Here is a 22802-nt window from a genome sequence, read left to right as displayed (position 1 = left end):
ATTTTTAATCCATTATTTCTTAACTACTAACCGAAAGCGGTTATCTTGTTTTTCCATTCTGAATTTTACACCTCCTTTTTCTAGTGTTTTTAGTACTGTGGTTAATTTATTGGAACGATTGATTTCTGCATAAAATTGAGATTGGGGCACCTCGCCTTCATAAAGAACATCGAAATCATACCATCTACTCAATACTTTCAATGCTTGACTCAAGTCAGTATTGTTGAAAATGAACTTATTATCCTTCCATCCTAAAATGTCGTCTGGATTAAATTGCGTCTTCTCGATAGATGAATCGCTAATAATCGACTGCTCTCCTGGAATTAGATTTAATTTTTCCGAAGATCTAAGTACTTCCCTAACACGGACTCTACCATGTACTAAACTTGTTTTCTCAAGTTTATCGTCAGCATAAGCTTCTACATTGAAAGCTGTGCCTAGCACTTCTATAATTTGTCTTTTTGTATGTATTAAGAACGGTGTCCGAACCTGCTCTTGATCTGAAAGGTCTGTATGGACCCTCGTAGAAACTTCGAAATACCCTTCCCCTGACAGCTCTACTAATCGCTCCTGGTTTTTAAACTTCAAAGGATACTTCAACACACTCCCCGAGTTTAACCAAACCTTTGTTCCGTCGCCTAAAACAAGATGATAGTTACCTCCTTTCGGAACCTCCAAACTGAGCATCACAGTGTTTGATAGTTCGGAGTCATTGCCAACAGATGTTCCATCGACATAGGATAAACCGTTATCTATCAGAAGCCCAGATTTCGCGGAATCAAGCTCGATAACTTTTCCATTATCGAGTCGCAGAATTGCTTTGGAAGAAGGCGTTGGAATTTCACTAACAATCTCGATATTAGAACTATTTCGACTTTTTAGATATAAAATAAACAAGGTAGAAATGGAGAGTGTGACAAGTAATAGACTCGCTATACGAAGCCATGATATACGCTTAAACTTATTTGGGAAAACTTTAAATTCTTGCTCCCGAACCTTACCCAATGTTTGAATCCTCAACCTTTCCTCCCATGATTCTTTATCGGATTTTTCTAACTCTAATTTTTCAACTAGATCATCCCACAATACACCATCTTCTCCAATCTTTTCGAGAACCCGTTGGAAATACGGATTGGAAGAAGCGTAGCATTCTAAAATAGTGGATTCTTCCTCAGTTATACTGCCATCGATTCGCTTCTGTAAAAGCGATAAAATTTCATCGAGATTATACATTGGTTATAAACAATTTCACTAGAAACGGGAAACTGAATTAAACCTTAGCAAAAAAGTTTGATTTTTTTACATAAAAAAAAGATCCTCACAGAACAGAGAAAAGTATGCATAATGACTAAACCCAGCTATAACGACGACCCATCACAAAAAAAGGCGCCTTATCGGCGCCCTGCTCTAATGTCTAATGTCTTATATCTAATGTCTACTAAATACTACCTCAAAATTTGTTTCAAAACTTTGGTATAAGCATCGGAAATCTTCTTCATGCCTATATCATTAGGATGGGCATAATCTACGGTAGATTCGATATCGAAGCCAATATCCTGACTTGACACCCAATACAAATTCGCATCGCCTTTTGCTTTAATCTCTTTAAAAGTCTCGAATGCGACCACCGAAGAGGAGCCATATTCTGAAAGGTTGGTTTTGCTCATAATACCCGGCACCTCGCTAGAGCTGTGTGCCATCAGCATAATTGGCGTCTTGGGATGCTTCTTACGCAAGGTAGAAACAGCGTTAATGATCAACTTTTTCAGATCATCGGCCGAACGATCTTTGTTCAATCCTAGGTTAGGGATGCAATCCAACAAATAGGCAGCAGCATCGACATCATTGATGAGGTCGAGGATCGGCTGTTCCAGTCTACCATTTCCGGAGAACGCCAGATTGATCACCGGTTGGCTAAAGTTACGACCGAGGATATTCGTCCAGCCTAAACCTGGACGCGTGGCACAAGCTCCCTGTGCAATGGAAGTGCCGTAGACAATAATTGGTTTTTCTGTATTTTTCTTGAATTCAAAGCTCGTTCCCTCATTTACGCCGATCTCCATCCAATCAACCGCATTATAAAGGGGGAGATAAAGTCTATAGTGGTTCCCCTTATTCGTTGGCACTGCAAGGTTTACATAGTTGTAAGTAATGGTGTCAGCGAACTTGTATTTGCCAAAAGACCATTTCCAATCGCCCTCTTTTTCACCCTTTGCATACAGGTCGACACCGCTCACACCGGTGGTCGGCATATGGGGCATATTCAAAGCATTGCGCACCTTGTAGCGCACGGATACTTCCGGCGAGTTCGAAACAAACTCCACATAGATACCCGCAGCTTGCTGCCCCAGATACCACACCGGTTCACGAACTTCCGATTTCAAATTCAATGGCAATCGAGCGTACGCATCCTCTGTTTTTAAAGCAGCTGTACGTCCCTGCAGAGCGGATTCTTGCAATGGATTATGCCAGGAAATACCTTGAGCCAACAAACTGCCAGTAGCTACAAGCAAGAAAAGAGAGCTCAATAAGCTCTCTTTCCAATTATGAAGTGTTTTCTTCATTATAATACTTTTACAGTTACATTTCTCAACCAAATATCATCACCGTGGTCTTGGAAACCGATAACGCCAGCCTTTTCTTTTCCACCAACAGTACTTAACAACTCAAAAGCCAAAGGCCATTTCTCCTTGCTGAATTTGCTAGCTTGTAGCAATTCAATCCAAGACGGCGTCCATAGTTCGTATTCAACAACTTTTTCATCGTTTTGATAATGCGTTACTTTCCCTTTATTAACGACAATCTTCGCTCTATTCCACTCTCCTGCTGGGAAAGCATTCTGCGGCTTTGCTGGAATCATGTCATACAGAGACGCGGATTTACGGTTGCCATCAACACCTTGCTTTGCATCCGGGTGGTTTTGATTGTCTAGCAATTGATACTCAGGAGAAGAGATATAGATTGGTTGGTTTTTAACCTCTTTGGCTAAGAAAAACACACCCGAGTTTCCCGCTTGCGAGATTTTCCATTCAAATTCTAATTCAAAGTTTTTAAAATCGTGGGCAAAAATAATATCGCCACCTTCCGCCTTCGCATTCCCTCCCGGTGCTTTCGAGAATTTCAATGTACCATTGTCGATAGCCCATTTTGCAGGCACATGGTCTTTATTGTACCCTCTCCATCCATTTAAAGAAGACCCATCAAATAATACATAAGCGCCCGCAGAGTTCTTTTTGAAATCTTTAAGATTGACCTTTGGAAGATTATTTAATTCGTATACAGGCTGCGCTTGAGGCGCTGTGGTAGATGATTTTGTTGCACAGGAACCTAATGTTAAACCAAATGCAACGATTAATCCATACCCAAAATTTCTTTTCATAGTCATTAGTCGATTAAGTTGAAAGATTAAATTTAGTGAAACAAATCGTAAATGCAAGGTTTAAAATTGCTGTCCTTCCATGTCGCCCATATCGTTTTGCTCTCTTCTCTCTTTCTTGTTTAGGTCTTGAATACCGAAACGGTAAGAGAATGAAAGAGTCACCATTCTACGCATCCAACGGTGTGAAAAATGCATTTGACGATCGGCTAGATAGTTTTTCATTTCAAATTTACGTGTATTGAACACGTCTCTTGCGTTCAAGCTTAAGGTACCTTTATTCTTTAAGATGTCTTTCTTAAGCGCTACATCCACCCCTTTCATCGGTTCCATCTGCCCTTGCATGGTTTTCATGCCGCTGCGATAATCTCCGCGAACTTGTGCAGAAAAAGTAGGCGTAAATTTCACGTTGGTAGTCAAGTTTCCATTCCAGTTGAAGGACTCACGCTCGTTTAATCCCAATCCTGGTTTAGGATTGAATTTGATAGAAGATAAGTTTAAGTTTCCTGTAACATCCCACCAGCTAAAAATATTGACCTTGGAGATCAACTCGAAACCGGCGACATCCATATCGGAAGCATTTTCCCATTTTGAATAATTCACGTTTGTGCGGTCACCGACGATCTCCGAAATCATTGATGGATCGTACAATACCGGTTGTACTTCATCATTTACACGACGATAGAAAGCAGAAGCTACGAAATTCCATTTCTCATAGAATTTAGAGAAACCTAACTCCATGGCATGGATATCCTCCGGCAATAGGTTAGGATTTCCTTGCATGAAGTTCTGCTCGTCCGACATGTTGATAAATGGATTCACCTGCCAACCTCTCGGGCGTTGTACGCGACGTGAATAGCTTAACTGGATTTTGTCGGTCTTTGCTTCGCCAACTCCATAACTCAAGAATACACTTGGATATAAACGGAAATAATCTAGTTTTCCATCAGCACGGATAGGTACCGTAGGCGCATCTTCATCGAAAGAATAGATACTGGTATTTAAATAAGCCTGTTCGGCGCGCAAACCTAGTTGCGCTCCTAATCGGTCGGTCAATTTACGCTGATAATTGGCATACAGCGCATGTACAGCACTGCTCATATCGAAATCATTCGTAACAGAAAAATCTGTCGCAAATTCATTCGTAAGAGTATCCAGTAATTCGGAATACTGGCTTTCATCAGCATAGCGCAATATCGAACGGTATCCAGCTTCAAACTTATGATCCTCGCCTAATGGGAGCGTATAATCTAATTGGAAGTTCCAGTTTCTGCCAAGCTCAGAAGTGGTATTCTGACGTCTTAAATCAGCGATGCCGCTTGCATAGGTTTGGTGGAAATCGTTTGTCCCGTCTTCCGTGTCATAACCGAATGACACGTTCGCCATCAACTCTTCGCCTTCACGTTTAAAAGTACGCTTATAGTCTAATTGTGCATCAACTCCGAAATCCTGCTCTTCCTGCATCGCGTTTCTATAACTGCTTGCTCCGTATTCAGGAATGTTCCAATATTGATAATTGATTTTACGGCCGCGTTCATTATCGCGGATACTGAAGTTTCCAGCAATACTTAGTGAGTTTTTATCATTGATATAATAGTCAGACCCCAAACGGATAGTGTGGTTGTAGCCTAATCTGGAGCTCTCATCTTCGCTACGCGTGCGCGGACTTAAATCCGTAACCTGTCCGTTTATATATTCTGTATTATCATTGAAACCATCGCCCATTGAGTTTCTCCTGGCAAAATTGTAACTACCAAAGTAATTCACCTTACCCGGTCTGTAGTTTAATGTAACACCACCGTTTGCATTTTCATAGTTTCCTACAGAAGCATTTACCGAACCGTTCAGTCCCAATCGTGCATTTTTCTTTAGGATGATATTAACAATACCCGATTGTCCTTCGGCGTCATAGCGCGCAGACGGGTTGGTGATAATCTCCACCTTATCAATAGCCTCAGCCGGCAGAGACTGTAAGAAGGCGTTGATGTCAGAACCTGCCATTGCAGACTCCTTGCCATCGACTAAAATACGTACCGAGGTTGAACCACGAAGACTGATCGCACCGTCAGATTCGACCTGCAAGGTTGGCACATTGCCCAACAATTCTTGCGCACTTCCTCCAATGCTGATTGTACTTTGGGATACATCGAATACCTTTTTGTCGATTCCGATCTGCAAATCCGGCACCCTTCCTTGAACTACGACTTCTTCAATCTGCTTACCATTTTCCAAAAGCGTGATCTTTCCAATATTGAAATCCTGGTTCGCTGTAATGCTGATACTACCTCTGTTGTAGGTTTCATGTCCAAGAAAACTTATTTGTATACGATAGGTTCCTGCCGTTAGGTCTTCAAATCTGAATGTTCCAGCATTGCTTGTTTGCTGACCTTTTTGAGCACCCTGCGCGGCCGCAGGAATTAGATTGACACTAGCACCAATGGCTAATGTTGTTCCATCTTGTTCATAAACAGTTCCACGGATAATACCTTTCTGAGCAAATAAAATAAATGGAAATAGGAATAGGATGAGGAGTAGATGATTCTTCTGCATGCAATATCTTCGTTTCTAGTGATAAGATGCAAAATTGCACAATAAAGGGGGAACTGAGCCTATCGTAACTGCATTATTACGTGTGTCTTAGCCCCTTACTCAATGCTAACGGTAAGTCCCTCAGACTTTAAGATCTTTCGATAAACTTCCATTTCTGTATAGGAGCCTTCGAGAATGGCGCATTTTCCTTTGGTATGAACCGTCCAAGCTATTCTTGCCGCTTCTTCTTCGCCATATTGCAGATAATGCATCAAACATTCGATCACATGATCGAAGGTATTGATATCATCGTTCCATAAAATCAATCGATTGGACTCCTTGGTTACGGCTAGTATTTCTTCAAGTGTAAATGCCTCGGTTTCTACCTCTACGCTCATAATGCAAAAATAGCTTATTTTTCAAATAATTCCTTAATTTTGGCGAACTGTTTACTAATAAAGACCCTATGTTTCAATCAAAAATAGCTGGACTAGGCTACTATGTCCCTAAGAATGTATATACCAATAACGATATGACACGTTTTATGGAGACCTCTGATGAATGGATCCAGGAACGTACGGGTATCAAAGAAAGACGATTTGCCGACCGCGTTGGGGAGACTACAACGAGCATGGCAGTTGAGGCTTCTAAAATTGCGATCGAGCGGGCAAATACAACTGCTGAGGAAATCGATTTTATTATTTTCGCAACATTATCTCCTGATTATTACTTCCCTGGATGTGGCGTTTTGTTACAAAGAGAGATGGGAATGAAAGAAGTCGGTGCATTGGATGTCAGAAATCAATGTTCTGGCTTCGTATATGCACTATCTATTGCCGATCAGTTTATTAAAACCGGTATGTACAAGAATATTCTTGTGGTAGGATCTGAGAAGCATTCCTTCGCACTGGATTTTTCAACGCGCGGACGTGCAGTATCTGTTATCTTCGGAGACGGTGCTGGTGCGGTCGTGTTACAACCGACTACAGAACCTGGAAAAGGCATCCTAAGTACACATCTTCACTCCGACGGTGCGGAAGCAGAGAAACTAGCGATGTATTATCCTGGAGCTTCTGCGGGCTGTTATTTGGAAAATCCTCCAGCATGGCCAGAGCAAGAGTTGGGCGGTATGTTGATGACGAAAGAAATGTTAGAGGATGGTTCTGCATTCCCTTACATGGACGGACAAGCGGTATTCAAAAAAGCGGTGGTGAAATTCCCTGAAGTTATTGGAGAAGCATTAGCAAAGAATAGCTTGAAACCGACCGACATCGATATGTTGATTCCGCATCAGGCAAACCTCCGTATCTCCCAATTTGTACAAAAGACAATGGGATTACCGGATGAGAAGATCTTCAACAATATCCAGAAATACGGTAATACTACAGCTGCATCGGTTCCAATCGCACTTTGTGAGGCATGGGAACAGGGGAAAATTAAAGAGGGCGACCTCGTATGTTTAGCAGCTTTCGGTGCTGGATTTACTTGGGGATCAGCTTTAATTCGCTGGTAATAACCCAATAAAACTTTCATGTTTTCATTGAAACACCAACAGGGATGAAAGTTCTTGATGGCTTCTGAAAACAAACACTTTTAGAAAAAAAGAGGGGGCTATCGAAATCGATAGCCCCCTCTTTTTATGCATTCTCTACTGACTCTTGGGAAAGCTTTTCAGTCTTTACGCTCTTCGCTGATTTCTTCTTAGGAAATCCCGAATTAAAAAACACATCCCAAATCGACGAACTTACGCCAAATCCCTTTTCAGGATCTGAGTAATGATGTAACATATGGTGGTCCTTTATTCTCTTAAAGAGTCCGGATTTGAAATTTGCATGATGCATCGCATAATGGCTCTCGTCATAAATCAAGTATCCTAAGAGAAATCCAGCAAAGAACGCCGCCAAGGTAAACTCGGCAAAGAAAAAACTAAATAGAATATAAATAATAGTAGCCATTGGAATACTGGCTGATAATGGCATAACTAGACGCAATCTATCCTTCGGAAAGTCATGATGTACGCCGTGGAAGATGAAGTGAACACGTTGACCGAACTTTGAAGTAGGTTCGTAATGAAATACCCAACGATGAAGAACATATTCTGCTAACGTCCAGAAAGCTAGTCCGAAGATAAACCACAAGGCTATGGCTCCCGCCGTCATCCCTCCTTGAGCTGACGCTTTCCATATAAAATAGATGATAACCGGTATCCAAAAGATAATTGGAACAGTAAAGTGGACTTTGGTTAAGGACTCCAAAAAATCGTTCTTAAACATTCGTGAGGATTCCGTAGAATTGGAAACATATAACTTCTTCGCCATAGCACATCTATTAAAAAAGTAAACCCTAATAGTTAATAATCTAGCCGCAATAGCGTTCGGCTAGCCTAATTGAATTAGAACAAATGTACTTAAAAATGGTTCGGCGCTCTTAAATTAGCTGATATTTTGACAATTTTTAGATAAAAGTCAGAAATAGAGTTAGATTTTAGATATCAGATGTTAGATATTAGAGTATTGCGGCATGTATTCGGCGGTTAGTTATCGGTGAGAGGAAGATTGCAAGGAATATTAGAGTGGAATCTAAAGTTTTATAACAAATTTCGATTCTTAACTAATAAAGGATGAATGTTGTGAATATTCACAGTCTAATGTCTTATATCTAACATCTAAAATCTAAACACCAAAAAAGCCGCTGACTAAGTCAGCGGCTTTCCTTATACAAATATTTGTTTTGCTTATCCGTTTGATAGCGCTGCAGCACCCGAAACAATCTCTGTTAACTCGGTAGTAATAGCAGCTTGACGAGCTTGGTTGTATGACAATTTCAATGAACGCAATAGATCACCTGCGTTTTCAGTTGCTTTATCCATTGCAGTCATACGAGCACCATGTTCTGAAGCATTAGAATCTAGAACAGCTTTGTAAAGCTGAATCTTAATTGCTTTAGGAATTAGCTCTTCAATAATCTTCTCTTTAGAAGGCTCGATAATGTAATCAAGTTCTGCAACATTCTCTTCTTTTTCTTCAGGTAGCAGAGGTAAGATTTGCTCTGAAGTAAGGATTTGAACGGCAGCATTGCGGAATTGGTTATAAACAACCTCTACGCGGTCGATATTACCTTCCTTGAATTGATCCATAACATATTCTGTCACTTTAGACACGTTTTCAAAGTCTAAGTTGTTGAATAGTTCATTATGGTTCCCAATTACATTAAAGTTACGTCTGCTAAAGAAATCATGACCTCTCTTACCGATAGCGATAATACTAACATCACCTCTTGCAAATTGATCTGCATACTTATCAGCGATCAAGTTGTTGGCAGTCTTAATGGCATTCGCGTTGAATGCTCCAGCCAAACCTCTATTCGAGGTAACCACAATAACCATAACCTTAGTAGGAATACGATCTTGTGTATAAGGCGAATTATTACCCTCTACAGATGCTGAAACCTGCGCTAAAATGTCTCTTAACTTGTTAGCATAAGGACGCAATTGCACAATAGCATTTGTCGCACGCTTCAACTTCGCAGCGGAAACCATTTTCATAGCTTTCGTAATCTGCTGAGTTGATGTTACGGAGGTAATACGATTTCTAACTTCTTTTAAGTTTGCCATATTTCTTTTTTAGATATAGGATCTTAGATTTCAGATGAGTGAACTATCCATTAAGAATAAATCACCCATCCTACTCTATGATCTAATGTCTATACTCTAATGTCTAATTAATATTTAGAAGCTAATTCTTTAGCTACTTTTTCTAATACATCAGTCAACTCATCGGAGAACTTACCTGCTTTTAACGCTGATAATACTTCTGGATGACGTTGCTCCAATTGAGTTAAGAACTCCTCTTCGAATTGTCTTACTTTATTTACTGGAACAGCACGTAATAAACCTTTTGTACCTGCGTAAATAATAGCAACTTGTTTCTCTACAGCTACTGGTGAGTATTGACCTTGTTTAAGGATTTCCACGTTACGAACACCTTTATCTAACACCGCTTTAGTAGCCGCGTCTAGATCAGATCCGAATTTCGCGAAAGCCTCTAGCTCACGGTATTGAGCTTGATCCAATTTCAATGTACCAGCAACTTTCTTCATCGACTTGATCTGCGCATTACCACCAACACGTGATACCGAAATACCTACGTTGATCGCTGGACGGATACCTGCGTTGAATAAGTTAGACTCTAAGAAGATCTGACCGTCAGTAATCGAAATTACGTTAGTCGGGATATAAGCTGATACGTCACCCGCTTGAGTTTCGATAATAGGAAGAGCTGTTAATGAACCTCCACCTTTAACTAAGTGTTTGATAGACTCAGGAAGGTCGTTCATGTTACGAGCAATCTCATCTGAAGAGTTGATTTTCGCAGCACGCTCTAATAAACGAGAGTGAAGGTAGAATACGTCTCCTGGGTATGCCTCACGGCCTGGAGGACGTTTTAATAATAATGACACCTCACGGTACGCCACTGCTTGTTTAGATAAATCATCATAAACGATTAATGCAGGACGACCTGTATCACGGAAGAACTCACCGATTGCAGCACCCGCCATTGGCGCGTAGAACTGCATTGGAGCTGGATCAGCCGCAGATGCAGACACGATCACTGTATAAGGCATTGCACCTCTTTCTTCCAATGTACGTACGATGTTAGCAACTGTAGAGTTCTTTTGACCTACAGCAACATATATACAGAATACTGGTTGACCAGCATCATAAAATTCTTTTTGGTTCAAGATAGTATCGATACATACCGCAGTTTTACCTGTCTGACGGTCACCGATTACTAACTCACGCTGTCCACGACCAATTGGAATCATCGCGTCAATCGCTTTGATACCAGTTTGTAATGGCTCAGTTACTGGTTGACGGTAGATAACACCTGGCGCTTTACGCTCGATAGGCATTTCGTATGTTTCACCAGCGATAGGTCCTTTACCATCGATTGGCTGACCTAAAGTATTTACTACACGGCCTAACATACCTTCACCTACTTTAATAGATGCGATACGGTTAGTACGTTTGATAGTATCACCTTCTTTGATTTCATCTGAAGAACCTAAGATTACGACACCCACGTTGTCTTCTTCTAAGTTCATCACGATACCTTGTAATCCGTTTGCAAACTCAACCAACTCACCTGATTGAACTTTTGTTAAGCCGTAAATACGTGCAATACCGTCACCTACTTGTAATACGGTACCCACTTCTTCTAATTCGGCTTCTGACTTAAAGCCTGACAATTGCTCTCTTAGAATTGCCGAAACTTCATCTGGTCTTACCTCTATCATTGTTTAAATTCGTATAAGGGGTTTTTATTCTATTATTTCTTGTCTCGCTAGGCCGATTAATTCTGCCCTGCGAAATGTCTTTCTAATTTCTCTAATTTACCGTTGATGCTTGCATCAATTTGTCTATCACCAACGCGAACAACAAAACCACCAATTAAAGACTTATCAACCTTGTTAGACAAGATTACCTCTTTATTGATTTGTTGAGCGATAGCAGTACGCAAAGCTTGTAAATTATCTTCCGATAGCGGAGCTGCTGACGTAACTTCTGCTTTCACAATGCCCTTCACCTCGTTGTACTCAGCGATGAACTCCTGCGCAGTAGCAAATACCAATTCAGCACGTCCTTTTTTCACCATGATATTGAAGAAACCAATAATCTCTGGCTTCACCTTACCTTGGAATAATGCGTTCAAGATCGCCAATTTCTTATCTGTTTTGATAATTGGGTTCTTTAAAACAGCTTGCAACTCGGTACTCGATTTAATGATCGACACGATTTCTTCCATGTCGCCCTTAATCTCGTCTAAGTTGTTATGCTCTTTTGACAAATCAATTAATGATTTGGCATATCTTGAAGCTACTTTGAAAACTGACATACGTTAATTCTTAATTTGGTAAGCAATTAGTTTAATTTCACATCTTTCAACAAATCAGAAACTAATGCTTCTTGTTTGTTTTGATCTTCAAACTCTTTGCTTAATACTTTACGAGCAATATCCAAAGATAATGCAGACACTTGATTTTTAACCTCAGCTAAAGCTTTTTGTTTTTGGTCTTCGATCTCACGTTTTGCTTGCTCGATGATTTTACCACCTTCTGCTTGAGCTACTTCTTTCGCTTCAGCAACAATCTTATCTTTCAATTCTTTTGCTTCTTTCAAGATGATATCACGTTCCTCACGAGCTTGCTTTAATAAAGCCTCATTCTCGTTCGTTAAACGCGCCATCTCTAACTTCGCTTTCTCAGCAGAAGCTAAAGCATCAGAAATACCTTTTTCGCGCTCTTCTAAAGCGTTTACAATAGGTTTCCAAGCAAACTTACCTAGGATAAAGATAACGATCAATAAGATGATCAATTGCCAGAAGAACAGACCGTACGAAAACTGATTAATTAATGCGTCCATTTATGTATGTATAAAATATAGATTTTAAGTTCTTTTTTTTGTTAAAACATAACTTGCAACCAACCGTTACAAGTTATGCTTATTTTTTTCAAATCTTGGGGCTTATTTACCTAAGATTAAAGCACCGAATGCTAAACCTTCAACAAGGGCACCGATGATGATCATTGCAGTTTGAATTTTTGATGCTGCTTCTGGTTGACGAGCGATAGCTTCCATTGCAGAACCACCGATTTTACCTAAACCTAAACCTGCACCAATTACGATTAAACCTGCACCTACTAAATTTGGGATCATAATAATTATTATTTATATAATTTAACAAAAAAATTCTACTAGTGATGAGCGTGTTCCTCTACTGCCATACCGATAAATAGGGACGACAACATGGTAAAGATAAACGCCTGTAAAAATGCAACCAATAACTCTAGGAAGAATAAGATCAATGTCAATACCATCGATACACCGATACTTCCAGGGATAGTTAATTGATGTTGGAATAAGTAAACGATTGCAATTAATCCCATTACTACAGAGTGACCCGCTGTAATGTTTGCAAACAAACGTAGCATCAACGAGAAAGGCTTAGTAAACATACCTAGAACCTCAATAGGAGCTAATACGAATTTAAAAGGAACCGGTACACCAGGCATCCAGAAGATGTGTTTCCAATAGTCTTTATTCGCTTTGAACGTAGTGATTACGAACGTGAATAAAGCTAAACACAATGTGATGGAGATATTACCTGTTACGTTGAATCCAAGTGGAGTCAATCCTAATAAGTTTAAAGTGAATATTAAGAAGAATACCGAAAGTAAGTACGGCATAAATTCTTTGTAGCGGTGACCGATGTTAGGGATTGCCATCTCGTCACGAACGTAAAGCACTAGCGGCTCTAATACACGTGCGAAACCTTTAGGGATAGCGTTAGCACCGTTTTTATAAGTTTTTGCTAAACCGATGAAACCAATGAACAACAACACTGCTGTCAACATTAAACCTAAAACATTCTTCGTAATCGAGAAGTCTAATGGTTTTTCATTCGTTGCATGATGCTTATCATCATAGGTAATCGTGCCGGCAGCATCAGTTTTATAGATTTTACCGTGGTATAGTTTGTAATAATTTCCAGCCTTTTCAACTACTTTATCGCCATGTTCAAATTCAGCAGCTGAAAACACATGAAGACCGTTGTCAATCAAAATTACAGGAAGAGCGAAGCCATAATGCTTGTTCGCTTCTTTATCCACGAAGAACGTCCAATAGTAATCATCCTGTAAGTGATGATCAATGTGTTCTTTGATTTCTTGGTCTTTTGTTTTTCCCTCAGTTCCGTGTGCTTCCTCAGCAGCGAACGAGCGAAATGGGCTTACAGCGATAAATAATACTGCGATAAATAAAAGTACTCTTCTAAGACTCACCATTTTAACTAGTGTTGAATTATGACAAATTTTGCGCAAAAATACAATTTTATTTGGCATTAGTTCACATTTATGAAAACTTTTTGAAAATTTACTTTTCCACATTGCGACCTTCCGTATTAAGTAGACGAAATGCAATGTAGACGTCGAAAAAGAGGTATAAAAAGAATACGCCTAAGAAATTCAACTCGATGAAATTATTCTCCAATAAATCTAGGCCAGAATGAATAAAAATATAGCTCGCTACAGACTTCAACAACATGGCTCCAAGGAACACAAAACCCAATTGTTTTGGCATCGCATATTCGGCGCCATAAAGGAATAAAATCATCACTAAAGAAGACACCGCACCAAAGGTATACATGCTCGCCAAGCTATAGTCTGTTCCAATCCACCAATGATCTTGATCATTAATCTTAAGGATAAAATAATGCAGCCCATAGGCAATACCCGTCAGAACAACCAAGTAGATTAAGAATTCGAAAATTTTATTCATTTTTATTGATATAGTTTACCTGTCTAATAAATTGGTACATCGAAACCAACACACCCAGCATCGTCAATCCCTTCATCCACCACTCTCCCTCAACTTGATATTTACCATCTAGCCAAGTCCCAACCCAATAGAAAGCATAAATAGTCACGCCCATTTGAAAAGGCATACTCGTGAAAACCAACCACTTATTTACTTTCTTGTTTGATTTTTCTTCTTTCAAAGGTATTCGATTTCAGCAAATATAATTATTTATACCTACGCTATGGCTTCTCTGCCAATATTTCCACGTGTCTTTGTGCTATCCGAATTGCCGGGTAATCCACATCAGGCCCTAACATGGTCTTCAGCTCCAATGTTGTCGCCTCGGGGTTCTTTTCTATCAGTGTAACAATCTGTGTTAGCTCCTTTTCCGTCATCAGGTCGGTCGCTTCCAGGTCGGTACCCATGAAATTGATTAAATGCCCATAAATAGTGCCTACGACCATATTGCGTTTCTCCGCAATTTCCGCAATCTCCATCCCATCCTGAAACATCTCTAAGGTAATCGACTTAGTATCCTTTTCCTTCTCATTCTCCGACTCTTTGGGAAGATCATCCTTTGGCTTCGCCCAAGTCAACAATTCCTCCGAAACTTGGTCATTCGACTTGGTCAATGCCTCCGCAATCGTCAAGCTGTGTTTCAGTTGCTCAAACTTACGTTTGAAATCTAACAACAATCCCTTCAACAAAGTCACATACTTCTTCGTGCGCTTCTTGACCTTCCAAGCTTCTAAATGAGCTTCCAAAGCCTGAAGGCACTCCTTTTCAAAGGTTGGCAAAAACCAATTCACCGCAGCCTTAGAACGATCGCAGATCAGGTCGTAATCAATTTCCTCTCGTTTGCTCAATAGTCCATGCAGTTGAGTCATAAATTTATTCGCCACCTGCTCTTGTTTTTTCAGTGCGTCTAAAATGCCCGTTAATACCGTAATAGCCTCCTCCTTCTGTTCCATCTTCTTGTCGCGATACTCTTCCACAAGTTTCTCGAATTCATCCGTCAATTGATGCCAGCGGAAAGAATGCAAAAGGATTTGACCTAGATAATTCTGCCTGCTCTTCTGCAGGATCTCGTCTAGATTACCCATAGCGGCCATTTGCTTCATAAAGTTCACCACCTGATGATCGGTGCGAATAGCAAATGGAGAAATCTTAGAACGCAAAACTAAGCCCTCTAAGCCCGTCAGTCTACTCAAGGCTACATAGACCTGCCCTGCCGCGAAAGAAGTCCCTGCATCAACGATAGCCTTCTCAAACGTCAATCCTTGGCTCTTATGAATCGTGATTGCCCAAGCCAACCGCAAAGGGAATTGCGAAAAGGTACCTAATACTTCTTCTTCAATCTTATCATCCCCTTTGTTGTAGGAATACCGAATATTCTCCCAAGTCTCCCGCTTCACCACGACATCTTCCTCATCATTTGGAAAAGAAACGATTACCTGATGCTTATCTAAATTAATATCCTTAACCGTACCGATCTTTCCGTTATAGTATCGTCTATCCTCCCCTGTGTCGTTTTTAATGAACATTACCTGTGCACCGATACGCAAACTCAGATTCTCGTCGGCAGGAAACATCGACTGACCAAAATCATCCTTAATCAGCGACTTTATCTGATGTAGCTTCGTATCCAAGCTCATCAGCTTTTCCTGATTTATTTGATCAGCTAGGCGATTATGCGAAGTCAGCGTAATGTATTGCTCGTCTTTTTCCGGAACAAAATCCGGTTTATAGTGTGCATTCAGTTCTTCCAGTTCTTCAGCGCTCGTCTCATTATTTCTAATGCTATTCAACACACGAATAAAGGCATCGTCCTGTTGTCTATAAATCTTTTTTAACTCGATCAATATCGGCGGATGTTGCTTGAATACCTTAGCATCGAAGAAAAACATACTGCTGTAGTAATCTCTCAGAACCTGCCATTCTCTGTCCTGCACCACCGGCGGAAGCTGATATAAGTCGCCAATAAACAGGACTTGCACACCACCAAAGGGGCGCATATCCCGACGAACGTTCTTTAGTATGACGTCGATCGCATCCAGCGTATCTGCGCGTACCATCGACACCTCATCGATAACCAACAACTCCAGCTCTTGAAGAATAGCTCGACGCTGTTTCGTTAGCTTGATTGTGCTGAATAAACGATGCTTGTTGTAGATAAATTGATCTGTTTCACCCCATTGCAGAGGATAATCCTCAATAAAAACACCAAAAGGCAGCCAAAACAATGCATGTAGCGTAGTGCCACCCGCATTCATTGCCGCCACACCTGTTGGCGCCGTAACAGCCATCTTCTTGTAGCTATTTTCACGAATAAACTTCAAGAAGGTGGTTTTACCAGTACCGGCCTTTCCTGTTAAAAATATAGGTTGTTGCGTCTGATTGACGAAAGCAACAGCTTGGGCAAAAACATCATTATCGGTATCGAAACTCTGAGACATAGCAAGTAAAATTACGAAGACAAATATACGTCAATTCGGGCGAAGGACTTTCGAAATATGCTTGTATTAATTCAAAAGTTATATTATCTTCACCATGTAAACGTAAATAACCATGGCATATATTGATAAAAATGATTTGTTCCAAGAGGTTGAAACAAAGTTGACCGAGAAAGGCTTTAAGATTGAGAATGTTGATCAAAACAGACCGTGGGGTGGTTTCTTTGTTATCAATGAGGAGCAAGCACAGGAGTTTGCCAATGCATACTTCGAAGGACTTGACGTTCAAGATTTAAAGATCTCTGGCAAATTGAGCCCAAAGATTCTTATTGTTGGACCGAACAAACGTCTTTCTTGGCAGTATCATCATCGTAGAGCAGAAATTTGGCGCGTCATTCGCGGCGAAGTAGGCGTAGTAACAAGCCCGAACGATGAAGAACATGAATTAAAAATCTTGAAAGAAGGCGATTCTATCCGCCTAAGTCAAGGTGAAAGACACCGATTGGTAGGTATGGAGTCCTATGGCGTAGTTGCTGAAATCTGGCAACATACGGATGCAGGAAATCCATCGGATGAAGAAGATATTGTACGCGTGCAGGACGATTTCGGCCGCGGAGAATAATAAACGGTATTCGAAAGAAAGAGGCTGTCTAAAAAGGTCTCTTAAAGAAAGAACCCCGTCATTAAAAAATGGCGGGGTTTTTCTGTTTTTTTGTCCTTAAGATTTTGTATCTTAAGGTGCACCCAAAAAAACAATATGGCAAACATACAATTCAAAGCGCTTCCATCCAATAGTCCGAGTCTATTTCCTGAGAATATTTTAGATCGTATTCCAATGAATCATCCGGTTCGTTTGGTGAGTCAGGTTGTTGATCAGTTGGATCTTGAACCTATTATCCGTCAGTATAAAGGCGGAGGCACCACTAGTTTTCACCCTAGAATGCTCATTAAGGTGCTGTTCTACGCCTATTTAAGCAATATCTATTCTTGCCGAAAAATCGAGCAGGCCCTTCACGAGAACATCCATTTCATGTGGCTTTCAGGGAACAGTACACCTGATTATCGTACGATCAATTATTTCAGAGGAAAGCGTCTTAAAGGACAGATACAAGAGCTGTTTGCCAGTATCGTTCGTATGCTACATGATATGGAGTATGTTAGCTTGAAAGTTCAATATGTAGATGGTACCAAGATCGAGTCTGTCGCTGGTCGTTATACGTTCGTTTGGAAGAAATCGGTCGAGAAGAATAAGGTAAAGTTAGAAGCAAACATTGCTTCGGTTCTTTCGGAAATCGAGGCTCAGATCGCCCAAGACCAATCTTCATTAGGTAATCAAGAAGTTAGCAAGGCCATCGATAGCAGTCAGTTGAAGGAAAAGATCGAAGCGATCAATGCCAAGTTCAAAGGAGCCAATAAATCTACTGATAAGCAACTTAAGAAACTTGAAGAGGACTATTTACCTCGACTAGAGAAATATGAAGAGCAACTGGAAGTACTGGGAGATCGCAATAGTTATAGCAAGACCGATACCGATGCTGTGTTTATGCGGATGAAAGAGGACCACATGAAGAATGGCCAGCTTAAGCCAGCCTATAATGCCCAAATCAGCACCGAAGATCAGTTCATCACCCATTACAGCATCCATCAAACAACTGCCGACACCACAACCCTGCCGGAACATTTGGAAGGCTTTGAGTGCCATTACGGAAAACAAAGCGAACAGCTTGTAGCAGACGCGGGTTATGGTAGCGAGCAGAACTATGAATTGATGGAAAAACAGGGCATAACTGCCTTTGTCAAGTACAATTACTTTCATGTGGAACAGAAGCGCAAGCATAAACAGGATCCTTTCTCGGTACAGAATCTGTATTACAACCAGCAAGATGACTATTATGTATGTCCCGCAGGACAGAAGCTCAGCTTTATCGGTCATGCAACCAGAGTTAGTGCCAACGGATACACAGCCCAGGTCAGCTGTTATCAGGCTCAGCGATGCGAAGGCTGCCCGATGCGCAGTGGGTGTCATAAAGCTAAAGGCGATCGGCTCATTGAAGTGAACCATAGACTCAATCAGCTCAAGGATAAAGCCCGGGAAAGGCTGGTATCGGAAGAGGGAATGTACCATCGAAGCAAGCGCCCCATAGAAGTGGAATCCGTTTTCGGTCAGATGAAAAGCAACAACAGGTTTACCCGGTTCACAATGAAAGGACTGGAGAAAGTCGCTGTGGAGTTCGGATTGATGGCCATTGCCCATAACCTCAGAAAATGGGCGAAAAAGTGGGCAAACGATGTCTTCTTTGGGAATGGTTATAGCGATAAAACACTATATACAATAAAAATTCGAGTCAGGAGCGTTAAAACCATAAAATATCGACTTACTGCTTAAAACTCAAAAATGAAAACAGTAATGAAATCGCAAAAGCTATAAAACAGAAGAAGGTGCCTTTTTAGACACCTTCTTTTTTGTACCCAAAAATCCCAATATCCACTTCCTCTAGCAGAATGCGGATTATTCGACAAAGGACTCGACGATACTCCTACATGCTGCAAAGCTTGATTACGTTTACTGTTAAGTTTTTTTATATTTTTGCAATGGTTCATTCATATCTAGTATAAATTATGACAGCATATAACGAAGACAGTATACGATCGCTCGATTGGAAAGAGCATATCCGGTTAAGACCAGGTATGTACATCGGTAAATTGGGAGATGGTTCTGCTTACGATGACGGTATTTATGTTTTGCTAAAAGAAGTTGTGGACAACTCAATTGATGAGTTCGTAATGGGTGCAGGCAAAACGATTGATATTACAGTCAACGACAATAAGGTTTCCGTACGAGATTATGGTCGTGGGATTCCTATTGGTTCTGTTGTCGATGTTGTTTCAAAAATCAATACCGGTGGTAAGTATGACAGTAAAGCCTTTCAAAAGTCAGTAGGATTAAATGGTGTGGGTACAAAGGCAGTAAACGCCTTGTCTAACCAGTTCACCGTACAATCCTACCGCCAAGGACAAACACGTATTGCCCTATTCAGCAAAGGCGAGCTACTAACCGATGAACAAAAAGAAACGACGCAAAGAAACGGTACATCCGTAACCTTCTACCCTGACGATTCTATTTTCAAGAACTACAAATATCGTTTAGAATTTGTAGAGAATATGATCTGGAACTACGTGTTTCTAAACTCTGGATTGACCATCAACTTCAACGGAGAGAAATTCATTTCAGAAAATGGTCTTAAAGATCTATTAGAGCGCAATGTCGACACAGAAGGCATGCGCTATCCTATTATCCACTTACGTGGGGAGGATATCGAAATCGCTTTGACCCATGGTCAGCAATATGGGGAGGAGTATTATTCCTTCGTCAACGGGCAGCATACTACACAAGGAGGAACACATCAAGCAGCATTCCGCGAGGCGCTCGTAAAAACCATCCGCGAATTCTATAAAAAGGAATTTGATGCGTCAGACGTACGTGCCTCTATCATTGGCGCAATCGCTATCAAAGTTCAGGAACCGGTTTTCGAGTCGCAGACGAAGACAAAACTGGGTTCCCAAAGTGTAGGACCAGACGGACCGACCGTCAGAACCTTCATCAACGACTTTGTTAAGAAAGCATTGGATGATTATTTGCATAAAGATTCTGCAACGGCAGACGCTTTATTAAAACGTATCATGCAATCGGAGCGCGAGCGCAAAGATATTGCCGGTATCAAGAAATTAGCTAATGAGCGTGCGAAGAAAGCTTCGCTACACAATAGAAAACTGAGGGATTGTAAGATTCACTTCAGCGATAAGCATGAACGCAATTTAGAGACTACCTTATTCATCACGGAGGGAGACTCGGCAAGTGGATCCATCACCAAATCGCGTGATGTACAAACACAAGCAGTCTTCAGTTTAAAAGGTAAGCCCTTAAACTCTTACGGTCTGACCAAGAAGATTGTCTACGAAAATGAAGAGTTCAATTTATTGCAACATGCGTTGAATATTGAAGACGGTATCGAAGGATTACGTTATAACAATATCGTAATCGCAACGGATGCCGATGTCGACGGAATGCACATTCGCCTGCTCCTGATGACATTCTTCTTGCAGTTCTTTCCAGACTTAGTGAAAGCGGGCCATGTTTCCATCTTGCAAACACCATTATTCCGCGTAAGAAACAAGAAAGAAACAATCTACTGTTACTCTGATGAAGAAAGACAGCGCGCGATCGCCAAATTGGGCGCCAAGCCTGAGATTACACGATTTAAAGGTCTTGGAGAGATCTCACCATCGGAATTCGGTTTATTCATAGGGAATGACATGCGTTTAGAACCTGTTATCCTTTCAAAAGACAATAAACTTCCACAGTTGCTTGAGTATTATATGGGTAAAAATACCCCAGATCGTCAGCAGCACATCGTCAACAACCTACGGGTTGAAGTTGACCTTGAGGAAGAACTGGCTAAAGAAGCCGTATAACCTATATGGGGGAGGATTTCCTCCCCTACATATATTTACAACCTAACCTAACATGCATAATCAAACTTTAATTCTCATCCAATGCAGGGATGCAGTTGGTCTCGTGGCCATCATTTCCAATGTATTGGCACAGCATCATCTGAACATTGTTGCGATGCGCGAGTTCGTGGATGAAGTCGATCGTAAATTTTTCGTACGCGTAGTGTGTAGTGGAACATTGCACAATAAAAGCAAACTTCAAGAAGACCTGTCCGCGCAGCTTCCAGAGAGCACCCAACTGACAATCAATCCGGATATACAGAAGAAACTCGTTATCCTGGTTACCAAAGAACACCATTGCCTAGCGGATATTCTGGTTCGCTATTATTTCAAGACCCTACAGGCCGACGTCGGTGCAGTCATCGGAAACTACGATACGCTTCAACATTTTACGGAGAAGTTCGATATTCCTTTCCATCATATCTCGCATGAAGGAAAATCTAAAGAGGAATTTGAATTCGACCTTGCTGAAGCAATAAAACCCTACCAACCCGATTATATTATCCTTGCGAAGTTCATGCGTATTTTATCGCCGACCTTCGTAAGCCAGTTTAAAGGTAAACTCGTAAACATCCACCACTCCTTCTTGCCCGCCTTTATCGGTGCAAACCCATATCAGCAAGCGCATGACCGGGGTGTAAAAATTATTGGAGCAACCGCACACTATGTCACCGACGACCTCGACGAAGGACCCATCATCGTGCAAAACACCAAGTCAATCGACCACAGCTACGACGTACAACGTATGCGAACAGCAGGAAAAGAAATCGAAAAAGCGGTACTCATACGGGCTATACAGTTGCTGACGGAGGATAGAGTGATGCTGAATGGAAATAGGACAATTGTTTTTAAGTAGTAGTTAGATTTTAAATGTGAGATATTAGACATTAGACGGTCTTGAACCAGGAAAGGAAGGATGAAAAAGATGAGCAGGATCGGGTATAACGTCTTTTCAGGGAATAGACATCGTACGTTTAAAAGGAGACGTTTAGTGAAACGTCTCTACGCGGTTCGTCATGATTACCACCTATATAGTTCAAAATTGTATAGAAGCCAATTGGACGCCAATGCGTAGAGACGTTTCACTAAACGTCTCCAACTCTATACCTGACCTCTAATCCATACACCCTTCCTTTCGGATTAGATACTAGACATTAGACCCGATCCTGTTTATCCTTGCATCCTTCCTTTCCTGGTTCAAGACAAACTTTCTCTTCCTTTTTAGCTAAAAACAAAATGGCCCTGCAAAAAATGCGCCTAATCGGCGCCATACTCTAATATCTAAAATCTAATGTCTAATATCTATAAACGCCCTAGGTCTAACTACTAAATACTTACTACTAAATACTATATTCATATCTTCGATCACTATCCCCCATTTGATTCCTCTTTTACTCCCAAATCAAAGCCCTTCGGAAGCGGCTTTGATAGGGTTATATATGGGGTTTGAAAGGGCTTTGAAAGGAAAGTAAACCAACGAAGCTTGGGAGCTTCTATTTCGTCGGTGTGATGCATATCACATTTCCCCCTATGCTGCATTACTTTTTCTTTGCTTAAAATTTTGCTATTTGCGACG

Annotated in this window: 19 protein-coding genes and 1 pseudogene; 5 read left to right on the top strand and 15 right to left on the bottom strand. The window is 40.9% G+C overall.

Features of this window, described 5'->3' with window-relative positions; genetic code table 11:
* Nucleotides 1-12: 12 nt before the first annotated feature.
* From DSM08_RS04465 to DSM08_RS04445, 5 genes are all read right to left on the bottom strand, one after another.
* Complete coding sequence (locus DSM08_RS04465) at nt 13-1233, bottom strand: FecR family protein (RefSeq protein WP_149525030.1); 1221 nt, start codon at nt 1231-1233, stop codon at nt 13-15.
* 212 nt (nt 1234-1445) lie between these two features.
* Entirely contained in the window at nt 1446-2564 is a 1119-nt protein-coding gene (locus tag DSM08_RS04460; RefSeq protein WP_149525029.1) for an SGNH/GDSL hydrolase family protein, read from the bottom strand.
* Nucleotides 2564-3379 (bottom strand): 3-keto-disaccharide hydrolase, encoded by an 816-nt coding sequence (locus tag DSM08_RS04455; protein ID WP_149525028.1) that lies wholly within the window; start codon nt 3377-3379, stop codon nt 2564-2566. Before DSM08_RS04455 ends, DSM08_RS04460 begins: the two co-directional genes overlap by 1 nt.
* Before the next feature lie 60 nt (nt 3380-3439).
* On the bottom strand, nt 3440-5926 hold the full coding sequence (locus DSM08_RS04450; protein WP_149525027.1) for a TonB-dependent receptor domain-containing protein: 2487 nt from the start codon (nt 5924-5926) through the stop codon (nt 3440-3442).
* Nucleotides 5927-6021: 95 nt separating this feature from the next.
* The gene (locus DSM08_RS04445; protein ID WP_149525026.1) at nt 6022-6303 is read right to left on the bottom strand and encodes an ATP-dependent Clp protease adaptor ClpS; all 282 of its coding nucleotides are present in this window, start codon (nt 6301-6303) and stop codon (nt 6022-6024) included.
* Between the two features lie 68 nt (nt 6304-6371).
* Here DSM08_RS04445 and DSM08_RS04440 point away from each other — a divergent pair, with 68 nt between their 5' ends.
* Nucleotides 6372-7418 (top strand): 3-oxoacyl-ACP synthase III family protein, encoded by a 1047-nt coding sequence (locus tag DSM08_RS04440; protein ID WP_149525025.1) that lies wholly within the window; start codon nt 6372-6374, stop codon nt 7416-7418.
* Nucleotides 7419-7542: 124 nt separating this feature from the next.
* Here the strand turns inward: DSM08_RS04440 and DSM08_RS04435 are convergent, their stop codons facing one another.
* The 10 genes from DSM08_RS04435 to DSM08_RS04390 all read right to left on the bottom strand — a co-directional run bounded on the left by DSM08_RS04435 (nt 7543) and on the right by DSM08_RS04390 (nt 16717).
* Nucleotides 7543-8223 carry a sterol desaturase family protein gene (locus DSM08_RS04435; protein WP_246172457.1) on the bottom strand — a complete coding sequence of 227 codons (681 nt, stop codon included), beginning with the start codon at nt 8221-8223 and terminating at the stop codon, nt 7543-7545.
* Nucleotides 8224-8639: 416 nt separating this feature from the next.
* Entirely contained in the window at nt 8640-9518 is an 879-nt protein-coding gene (atpG, locus tag DSM08_RS04430) for an ATP synthase F1 subunit gamma (protein ID WP_149525024.1), read from the bottom strand.
* A 107-nt stretch (nt 9519-9625) separates the two neighbouring features.
* Complete coding sequence (atpA, locus tag DSM08_RS04425; RefSeq protein ID WP_149525023.1) at nt 9626-11200, bottom strand: F0F1 ATP synthase subunit alpha; 1575 nt, start codon at nt 11198-11200, stop codon at nt 9626-9628.
* A 56-nt stretch (nt 11201-11256) separates the two neighbouring features.
* The gene (locus tag DSM08_RS04420) at nt 11257-11799 is read right to left on the bottom strand and encodes a F0F1 ATP synthase subunit delta (RefSeq protein WP_149525022.1); all 543 of its coding nucleotides are present in this window, start codon (nt 11797-11799) and stop codon (nt 11257-11259) included.
* A 26-nt stretch (nt 11800-11825) separates the two neighbouring features.
* Nucleotides 11826-12326, bottom strand: a complete 501-nt coding sequence (locus DSM08_RS04415; RefSeq protein ID WP_149525021.1) for a F0F1 ATP synthase subunit B — start codon at nt 12324-12326, stop codon at nt 11826-11828.
* A 102-nt stretch (nt 12327-12428) separates the two neighbouring features.
* Nucleotides 12429-12620 carry an ATP synthase F0 subunit C gene (gene atpE / locus DSM08_RS04410; RefSeq protein ID WP_099367593.1) on the bottom strand — a complete coding sequence of 64 codons (192 nt, stop codon included), beginning with the start codon at nt 12618-12620 and terminating at the stop codon, nt 12429-12431.
* A 38-nt stretch (nt 12621-12658) separates the two neighbouring features.
* The gene (gene atpB, locus DSM08_RS04405; RefSeq protein WP_149525019.1) at nt 12659-13747 is read right to left on the bottom strand and encodes a F0F1 ATP synthase subunit A; all 1089 of its coding nucleotides are present in this window, start codon (nt 13745-13747) and stop codon (nt 12659-12661) included.
* An 88-nt stretch (nt 13748-13835) separates the two neighbouring features.
* Nucleotides 13836-14240 carry a hypothetical protein gene (locus DSM08_RS04400; RefSeq protein WP_149525018.1) on the bottom strand — a complete coding sequence of 135 codons (405 nt, stop codon included), beginning with the start codon at nt 14238-14240 and terminating at the stop codon, nt 13836-13838.
* Nucleotides 14233-14460, bottom strand: a complete 228-nt coding sequence (locus tag DSM08_RS04395) for an AtpZ/AtpI family protein (protein ID WP_246172455.1) — start codon at nt 14458-14460, stop codon at nt 14233-14235. The genes DSM08_RS04400 and DSM08_RS04395 overlap by 8 nt, the downstream gene beginning before the upstream one ends.
* Before the next feature lie 40 nt (nt 14461-14500).
* Nucleotides 14501-16717, bottom strand: coding sequence for a helix-turn-helix domain-containing protein (locus DSM08_RS04390; protein WP_149525017.1), 2217 nt, complete (start codon nt 16715-16717; stop codon nt 14501-14503).
* 112 nt (nt 16718-16829) lie between these two features.
* Here DSM08_RS04390 and DSM08_RS04385 point away from each other — a divergent pair, with 112 nt between their 5' ends.
* From DSM08_RS04385 to purU, 4 genes and pseudogenes are all read left to right on the top strand, one after another.
* Nucleotides 16830-17336 carry a cupin domain-containing protein gene (locus DSM08_RS04385; RefSeq protein ID WP_149525016.1) on the top strand — a complete coding sequence of 169 codons (507 nt, stop codon included), beginning with the start codon at nt 16830-16832 and terminating at the stop codon, nt 17334-17336.
* A 135-nt stretch (nt 17337-17471) separates the two neighbouring features.
* Nucleotides 17472-19013 (top strand): annotated as a pseudogene (locus tag DSM08_RS04380) (IS1182 family transposase); the annotation flags it as partial.
* A gap of 320 nt (nt 19014-19333) precedes the next feature.
* Nucleotides 19334-21187, top strand: a complete 1854-nt coding sequence (locus DSM08_RS04375) for a DNA topoisomerase IV subunit B (protein ID WP_149525015.1) — start codon at nt 19334-19336, stop codon at nt 21185-21187.
* Nucleotides 21188-21239: 52 nt separating this feature from the next.
* Complete coding sequence (purU, locus tag DSM08_RS04370) at nt 21240-22082, top strand: formyltetrahydrofolate deformylase (RefSeq protein WP_149525014.1); 843 nt, start codon at nt 21240-21242, stop codon at nt 22080-22082.
* Nucleotides 22083-22802 lie beyond the last annotated feature (720 nt).

It is taken from the genome of Sphingobacterium hotanense, from assembly GCF_008274825.1.
GTDB classification, from domain to species: domain Bacteria; phylum Bacteroidota; class Bacteroidia; order Sphingobacteriales; family Sphingobacteriaceae; genus Sphingobacterium; species Sphingobacterium hotanense.
The sequence above is the reverse complement of the archived record's forward strand: the minus strand, read 5'-3'. Positions and strand labels throughout refer to the sequence as shown.

Coding starts and splice junctions, on each gene's coding strand:
- DSM08_RS04375 (WP_149525015.1), top strand. CDS start 19,334: ATGACAGCATATAACGAAGACAGTATACGATCGCTCGATTGGAAAGAG.
- DSM08_RS04460 (WP_149525029.1), bottom strand. CDS start 2,564: ATGAAGAAAACACTTCATAATTGGAAAGAGAGCTTATTGAGCTCTCTT.
- purU (WP_149525014.1), top strand. CDS start 21,240: ATGCATAATCAAACTTTAATTCTCATCCAATGCAGGGATGCAGTTGGT.
- DSM08_RS04400 (WP_149525018.1), bottom strand. CDS start 14,240: ATGAATAAAATTTTCGAATTCTTAATCTACTTGGTTGTTCTGACGGGT.
- atpE (WP_099367593.1), bottom strand. CDS start 12,620: ATGATCCCAAATTTAGTAGGTGCAGGTTTAATCGTAATTGGTGCAGGT.
- DSM08_RS04435 (WP_246172457.1), bottom strand. CDS start 8,223: ATGGCGAAGAAGTTATATGTTTCCAATTCTACGGAATCCTCACGAATG.
- atpA (WP_149525023.1), bottom strand. CDS start 11,200: ATGATAGAGGTAAGACCAGATGAAGTTTCGGCAATTCTAAGAGAGCAA.
- DSM08_RS04415 (WP_149525021.1), bottom strand. CDS start 12,326: ATGGACGCATTAATTAATCAGTTTTCGTACGGTCTGTTCTTCTGGCAA.
- atpB (WP_149525019.1), bottom strand. CDS start 13,747: ATGGTGAGTCTTAGAAGAGTACTTTTATTTATCGCAGTATTATTTATC.
- DSM08_RS04455 (WP_149525028.1), bottom strand. CDS start 3,379: ATGAAAAGAAATTTTGGGTATGGATTAATCGTTGCATTTGGTTTAACA.
- DSM08_RS04440 (WP_149525025.1), top strand. CDS start 6,372: ATGTTTCAATCAAAAATAGCTGGACTAGGCTACTATGTCCCTAAGAAT.
- DSM08_RS04450 (WP_149525027.1), bottom strand. CDS start 5,926: ATGCAGAAGAATCATCTACTCCTCATCCTATTCCTATTTCCATTTATT.
- DSM08_RS04385 (WP_149525016.1), top strand. CDS start 16,830: ATGGCATATATTGATAAAAATGATTTGTTCCAAGAGGTTGAAACAAAG.
- atpG (WP_149525024.1), bottom strand. CDS start 9,518: ATGGCAAACTTAAAAGAAGTTAGAAATCGTATTACCTCCGTAACATCA.
- DSM08_RS04420 (WP_149525022.1), bottom strand. CDS start 11,799: ATGTCAGTTTTCAAAGTAGCTTCAAGATATGCCAAATCATTAATTGAT.
- DSM08_RS04465 (WP_149525030.1), bottom strand. CDS start 1,233: ATGTATAATCTCGATGAAATTTTATCGCTTTTACAGAAGCGAATCGAT.
- DSM08_RS04445 (WP_149525026.1), bottom strand. CDS start 6,303: ATGAGCGTAGAGGTAGAAACCGAGGCATTTACACTTGAAGAAATACTA.
- DSM08_RS04390 (WP_149525017.1), bottom strand. CDS start 16,717: ATGTCTCAGAGTTTCGATACCGATAATGATGTTTTTGCCCAAGCTGTT.